Genomic DNA, 6,819 nt, shown 5'->3' on the forward strand with positions numbered 1-6,819 from the left:
CATGCCCACGCACTCCCTGCCGCGCGTCCGCCCGGCCGCGGCGGCCGCCGTCACCACCGCCCTGGCGCTGGCCCTCACCGCCTGCGGAGGGGACGAGTCCGGCGGCGGCTCCGGGAAGGCGAAGACCGACGGCGGGAAGATCACCGTCACCGACGCCACCGGCAGCAAGGTCGATGTCCCCGCCGGACCCGCCAAAGTCGTCGCGCTCAGCGAGATGGACCTCGACTCCGCGCTGGCCCTCGGGGTCGAGCCCATCGGCCTCACCGCGGGCCGCGGCCAGAAGGGCGCCCCCGGGTACCTCGCCGGCCGCGCCGGGGACATACCGGTCGTCGGCGCCGTCACCGGCCCCGACATCGAGAAGGTGCTGCGCGCCAAGCCCGACGTCATCCTCGCCGGGCAGCTCGCCGACCAGAAGGTGCTCCAGCAGCTGAAGGCCGTCGCGCCGACCGTCGTCACCATCGGCAAGGACAAGGACTGGAAGAAGGCCCTCGACCTCACCGGCCGCGTCCTCGGCAAGCAGAACGAGGCCAAGAGCTTCCTCGCCGGTTACGACACCAAGGTCGCCGACCTGAAGAAGAAGCTGGGCCCGCAGGCCGGCGCCACCGTCTCCGTGGCCCGCTACTCCGCCAAGGGCACCGCGGTGATGCAGCAGGGCGTCTTCATCAGCGACGTCCTCAAGGACCTCGGGTTCAAGCGGCCCGGCGTCCAGAACGACCGCGGCCAGGGCCACTCCACCCCCATCAGCGACGAGGACATCAAACAGATCGACGGCGACTGGCTGTTCATCGGCACCCTCGCCGCCAAGGGCAAGGACGCCGACCTGTTCGCCGAGCTGAAGACCAAGCCCGCCTACCGCCGGCTCGGTGCCGTACGCGACGGCCACGTCACCGAGATCGACGGCTCCAAGTGGACCAGCCTCGGCGGCGGACTGGCGGCCGTATCCGTCCTGAACGACATCCAGAAGGCCATGGCCAAGTGACGGACGGTGCCCGGCCGCACCGGGGCACGCCCCGCCCGGCCGGCGCCCGCACCGCACCTGGCGCCCCCGCCGTCCGCCGGTGCGCCGGCCCCACCCGGCCCGCCGGCCCGGCCCCGGCCACCACCGGCCCCACGCACAAGGAGAACGACCTGCCATGGCACTGACCATCGACCACCTGCGCGCGGACGTCGCCGACGTACTGGGCGAGGACCCGGCCGACATCCCCGTCGACGAGAACCTCGTCGACTACGGCATGGACTCGGTCCGCATCATGGCGCTCCTGGAAAGATGGCGGCGCGACCACGGCACCCGGGCCGGCTTCGTGGACCTCGCCGAACAGCCCGCCATCGAGGCGTGGGCCCGCATCCTGGGCGCGGTCGCGTGACGGCGCTCCTCGACGCCGGCCCGGACGGCCGGCACACCGCCGAGGGCCTGGCGCTGACCGCCGCGCAGACCGGCCTGTGGTACGCGCAGGCCCTCGACCCGGAGAGCCCCGCGCAGAACACCGCGGAGTACCTGGAGATCCACGGCCCGGTGGACCCGGCACTGTTCTCCGAGGCCCTGCACCACGTGGTCGCCGAGGCCGACGCGCTGCGCGTCCGGATCGTCGAGACCGACGACGGCCCCCGCCAACTGCCCCTGACCACGAGCCCGGCGCCGCTGCCGCTCCACCTGGCGGACCTGCGCGCCGAGGCCGATCCCGACGGCGCGGCGCGCGCCTGGATGCGCGCCGACCTGGCCGAGCCGTTCGACCTGGCCGCCGGGCCGCTGTTCGCCCACGCGCTGTTCCGGGTCGGCGACACGCGCTGGCTGTGGTACCAGCGCGTCCACCACGTCGTCATGGACGGCTTCGGCTATTCGCTGCTGGCCCGCCGCACCGCCGAGGCCTACTCGGCGCTCGTGGCCGGCGAACCCGTCGGCCCCGACACGTTCGGGCGGCTGGCCGACCTGGTCGCCGACGACGCCGCGTACCGCGCCGGGGACACCTTCGAAGCCGACCGGCGGTACTGGAACGAGGCCTTCGCCGACCGGCCCGAGGCCGTCAACCTGGCCGGGCGCACCGCCCTGCCCTCCCGCACCCACCTGCGCCGCACCGCGTACCTGGCGCCCGACGCCACCGAACGGCTCAAGGAGCTGGCCTCCTCGGTCCGCGCCACCTGGCCCGACGTGCTGATCGCCGCCCAGGCGCTGTACCTGTCCCGGGCCACCGGCGCCGAGGAGGTCGTCCTCGGGCTGCCGATGATGGGCCGCATGGGCTCGGTGGCGCTGCGCGTGCCCGCCATGGTGATGAACGTACTGCCGCTGCGGCTGACCGCCGCCCCGGGCACCACCTTCGCCGAACTGACCCGTCAGGTCGTCCTCGGCATCCGGGCGGCCCGCCGCCACCAGCGCTACCGGTACGAGGACATCCGCCGCGACCTCGGACTGCTCGGCGCCGACCGGGCGCTGGTCGGGCCGCTGGTCAACGTCATGCCCTTCGACTACGGCCTGGACTTCGCGGGCATCGCGGCCACCGCGCACAACCTGACCACCGGCCCCGTCGACGAGCTGACCGTCAACGTCTACGACCGCGCCGACGGCCGCGGCCTGCGCCTCGACTACGACGCCAACCCCGCGCTGTACGAGGAGCCGGACCTCGGCCGCCACCAGGAACGGTTCCTGGACCTGCTGTCCCGGATCGCGCACGCGGACCCGCACGCCCCTCTGGGGGAGCACGGCATCGCCACGGCCGCCGAACGGACCATGACCGTGGAGACGTTCAACGCCACGGACCGGACCGTGGCGCCCACCACCCTCATCGGGCCCATCGAGGCACAGGCCGCCCGCACCCCCGGCGCCACCGCACTGGTCCACGGGGACACCGAGTGGACGTACGCCGAACTCGACGCCCACGCCAACCGGCTGGCCCGGCACCTGGCGTCCCTGGGCGTACGGCCCGGCACCCTGGCCGCCGTCGCCGTACCGCGCTCCGCGGACCTCGTCGTCGCGCTGCTGGCCGTCCTCAAGGCGGGCGGCGCCTACCTGCCGCTGGACCCCGACTACCCCGCCGACCGGCTGGCGTACATGCTCGACGACGCGCGTCCCGTGTGTGTCGTCACGGACCGGGACGACCGCGTGCCCGGTGACGGGCAGGTGCCGGTGGTCGCCCTCGACGGCCTGGCTCTGGACGCCTATCCGGGCACCGTCCCGCCCCGCCCGCTCACCCCCGGCCACCCCGCGTACGTCATCTACACCTCCGGCTCCACCGGCCGCCCCAAGGGCGTCGTGGTCGGCCACCGGGCCATCGACAACCGGCTGCGCTGGATGCAGGGGCAGTACGGCCTGGAACCGGGCGACCGGGTGCTCCAGAAGACGCCTTCCGGCTTCGACGTGTCCGTATGGGAGTTCTTCTGGCCGCTGCGCCAGGGCGCCACGCTGGTCGTCGCCGAGGCCGGTGGCCACCGGGACCCCGCCTACCTGGCCCGGGTCATCCGCGAACAGGCCGTCACCACCTGCCACTTCGTGCCGTCCATGCTCCAGGTGTTCCTTGCCGAGCCCGACGCGGCGAACTGCACCGGTCTGCGCCGGGTTTTCTGCAGCGGCGAAGCACTGCCACGGGAGGCGGCCCGGGAGTTCGCGCGGGCGCTGCCCGGCGTGGAACTGCACAACCTGTACGGCCCCACCGAGGCGGCCGTCGACGTCACATACCACGCGTGCGCGCCCGACGGGGAAGGCCCGGTGCCCATCGGGGCGCCCGTCTGGAACACCCGCCTGTACGTCCTGGACGCGGCCCTGCGGCCCTGCCCGCCCGGCGTCCCCGGCGAGCTGTTCCTCGCGGGGACCCAGCTCGCCGACGGCTACCTGGGACGGCCCGGACTGACCGCGACCCGCTTCGTCGCCGATCCCTACGGGCCCGCCGGCAGCCGCATGTACCGCACCGGCGACCTCGCCCGCTGGACCGACCGCGGCGAACTGCTCTACCTCGGACGCACCGACCACCAGGTCAAACTGCGCGGCCAGCGCGTCGAACTCGGCGAGATCGAAGAGGCGCTGGCCGCCCACCCCGCGGTCGGCGCGGCCTGCGCGCTGGTGCGCGAGGACCGGCCCGGCGACCAGCGGCTGACCGGCTACATCACGCCCGAGAACCGCGACGGCGCGACCCCGCCGGACCCGGAGGAGCTGCGCGACGCGCTTGCCCGCACGCTGCCGGAGCACATGGTGCCCAACAGCGTGATCGTGCTGGAGGAGTTCCCCCTCAGCCCCAACGGCAAGCTGGACCGCAAACAGCTCCCCGCCCCCTCCTTCACCTCGGGACCCGGCCGCGCCCCGCGCACCCACCAGGAGGAGACCCTCACCCGGCTGTTCGCCGAGGTGCTGGGCCTGCCCCGGGTCGGCGTCGACGACGCGTTCTTCGACCTGGGCGGCACCTCGCTGCTGGCGGCCCGCCTGATGGCACGGGTCCGCGACACGCTGGGCGCACGGCTGGCCATCGGCGCGCTCTTCCAGGACCGCACCCCGGCCGCGCTCGCCGCCCGTCTGGACGGCGAAGGGACCGGCGGCGACGCGCTGGACGTCCTGCTGCCGCTGCGCCCGGCAGGCGACCGCGTACCGCTGTTCGTCCTGCACCCGGCGGGCGGCATCAGCTGGTGCTACTCGGGCCTGCTCGCCGGGCTCGGCCCCGCACAGCCGGTGTACGGCCTCCAGGCCCGCGGCCTGGCCCGCGACGAACCCCTCCCGGCGACGATGGAGGAGATGGCCGCCGACTACGTACGGCAGCTGCGCACCGTCCGGCCGCACGGCCCCTACCGGCTGCTCGGCTGGTCCGTGGGCGGTGTCCTCGCCCACACCGTGGCGGTGCTGCTCCAAGAGGCGGGGGAGGAGGTCGAGTTCCTGGCCCTGCTGGACGCCTACCCCTCCGACCAGTGGCGCGACCAGGCCGTACCGAAGGAGACCGACGCGCTGACCGCCCTGCTGCGGATGGCGGGGTTCGAGCGCACCGGCGAGCTGACCCGCGAGGACGTCCTGGAGACGCTGCGCCGCGAAGGCAGCGCGCTGGCCGGGCTGTCCGACCGGACGCTGTCCGCCGTCGTCGACATCGTCGTCAACAACGCCCGCCTCATGCGGGAACACCAGCACCGGGTCTTCACCGGCGACGCACTGTTCTTCACCGCCGCCGCCCCGCGCGCCGAGGACTGGCTGACCCGGGACGCCTGGACGCCGTACGTGAAGGGCGAGCTGGTCAACCACGATGTGGACTGTCTGCACCCGCAGATGACGCAGCCGCGCCGGATGGCGGAGATCACGGCGGTGGTCGCGGCGCGACTGGCCGAACTGGATTCCTGAATGGGGCGTGGGGCGGGAGGAGTCGGGCGCGCCACCGTGGTGCGCCCGACTTGCGCTCCCGCCTCCGGTGCGACCGGCTCTCTCCGTCTCCGGCCCCGCCTGCTGCCCCAAGGGTGGTACCGGCCATCAAGTGCAACTTAGGTAAGGCTAAGCTAACCTTTGTTCCCGTCGGGGTGCATTCCCCCGACGTCCCCTGCTCGCCCGCCTCTTCAGGAGGAGCCCCGACCATGAGCGCCACCAAGCCGCTGAAGCCCCGCACCGCCACCCGCCGCCTCGTCCGCAACGCCACGGCCCTCGCCGTCGCCGCGGGCAGCGCCCTGGCGGTGAGCGGCACCGCCGTCGCCCACGACCGGCAGCACGACCGGTCCGCGCGGCAGGCCGCGTACCGCGTGGACACCGCGCAACTGGCCACCGGCCTCTACCAGTCGGCCTACTCCGAGCGGCACCACGTCCTGTGGACGACGACCGCCGTCGGCCGGCCGCCGGTCACCCAGTCCAGACTGCTGAAGGTCGACCCGAAGACGCTCAAGACCAAGGCCGCCTACACGCCGCCGGTCACCGACGCTGCGACCGGCGCGGTCGAGGCGGTCTACGGCGTGGCCGTGGACGACGAGCACGACACCGTGTGGACCACCAACACCCGTAACAACACGGTGGCCGTCTACAGCCAGCGCACCGGCAAGCACCTCGCCACCCTGCCCGGCGTCGCCCACGCCCGCGAGATCGTCGTCGACAAGCGCCACGACCTCGCCTGGACCAGCGGCTTCGGCGACGGCTCGGTCGTCGCGTTCGACACCCGTACCTTCAAGGAGAAGAAGCGGGTCAAGGTCGAGGGCGCGGGCACCGCCGGGCTCGCCGTCGACACCCGCACCGGCACCGCCTACGCCACCGACCTGACCAACGACCGGATCATCGCGGTCAGCCCCTACAAGGCCGAGCCGCGCTTCATCCCCACCGGCGACGCCCCCATCGGCATCGACCTGTCCGCCGACGGCCGCACCGCCTACACCGCCAACCAGGCCGCGGGCACCGTCTCGGTCGTCGACCTGCGCAAGGGCACCGTCACCCGGACCGTCACCACCGGCGCCGGCGCGATCTCGGTAGCCGCCGACCACCGCTCCGGCCGGGTCTTCGTCGCCAACCGGGGCAGCGGCACCACCACCGTCGTCGACCCGAAGAAGGGCACCGTCCTGGCCGACCTGGCCACCGGCCCCAACCCGAACCACGTCACGGTCAGCCGCGGCACGGCCTACGTCGTGGACAAGTCCGCGGCCGGCGCCGACCGCACCGACTCGGTGCACCGCATCAGCCGCACGCGTTCGCACTGAGCTACGCGCGGAGGCCGCGCCGGCATCCGGCACGACGCCGCTCCGCACACCGGGGCCCGGCCGCATTCCAGCGATGCCGTTGGTTAATTCGGGTCTTGTTGCTTCGCCCCGCTGGTCATCCAGTGGGGCGAAGCTCTTCGAAGTGGCTGGTGCGGGTTCGGGCTCTGGGTGTGCTGGTGAGCCAGGCGT

The 6,819-nt window shown here is 73.6% G+C and carries 4 protein-coding genes; all 4 read left to right on the forward strand.

Annotated features, from left to right (window positions below; genetic code table 11):
• Position 1: 1 nt before the first annotated feature.
• The 4 genes from ACFV57_RS40380 (at position 2) to ACFV57_RS40395 (ending at position 6,630) form a co-directional block, all read left to right on the forward strand.
• Entirely contained in the window at positions 2–979 is a 978-nt protein-coding gene (locus ACFV57_RS40380) for an ABC transporter substrate-binding protein (RefSeq protein ID WP_385243524.1), read from the forward strand.
• 154 nt (positions 980–1,133) lie between these two features.
• Entirely contained in the window at positions 1,134–1,364 is a 231-nt protein-coding gene (locus tag ACFV57_RS40385) for a phosphopantetheine-binding protein (RefSeq protein WP_385243526.1), read from the forward strand.
• Positions 1,361–5,302 carry an amino acid adenylation domain-containing protein gene (locus tag ACFV57_RS40390; RefSeq protein ID WP_385243529.1) on the forward strand — a complete coding sequence of 1,314 codons (3,942 nt, stop codon included), beginning with the start codon at positions 1,361–1,363 and terminating at the stop codon, positions 5,300–5,302. Before ACFV57_RS40385 ends, ACFV57_RS40390 begins: the two co-directional genes overlap by 4 nt.
• Positions 5,303–5,529: 227 nt before the next feature.
• Positions 5,530–6,630 (forward strand): YncE family protein, encoded by a 1,101-nt coding sequence (locus ACFV57_RS40395; RefSeq protein ID WP_385243531.1) that lies wholly within the window; start codon positions 5,530–5,532, stop codon positions 6,628–6,630.
• Positions 6,631–6,819 lie beyond the last annotated feature (189 nt).

The sequence above is a fragment of the Streptomyces sp. NPDC059788 genome (assembly GCF_042732265.1).
Lineage (GTDB): Bacteria > Actinomycetota > Actinomycetes > Streptomycetales > Streptomycetaceae > Streptomyces.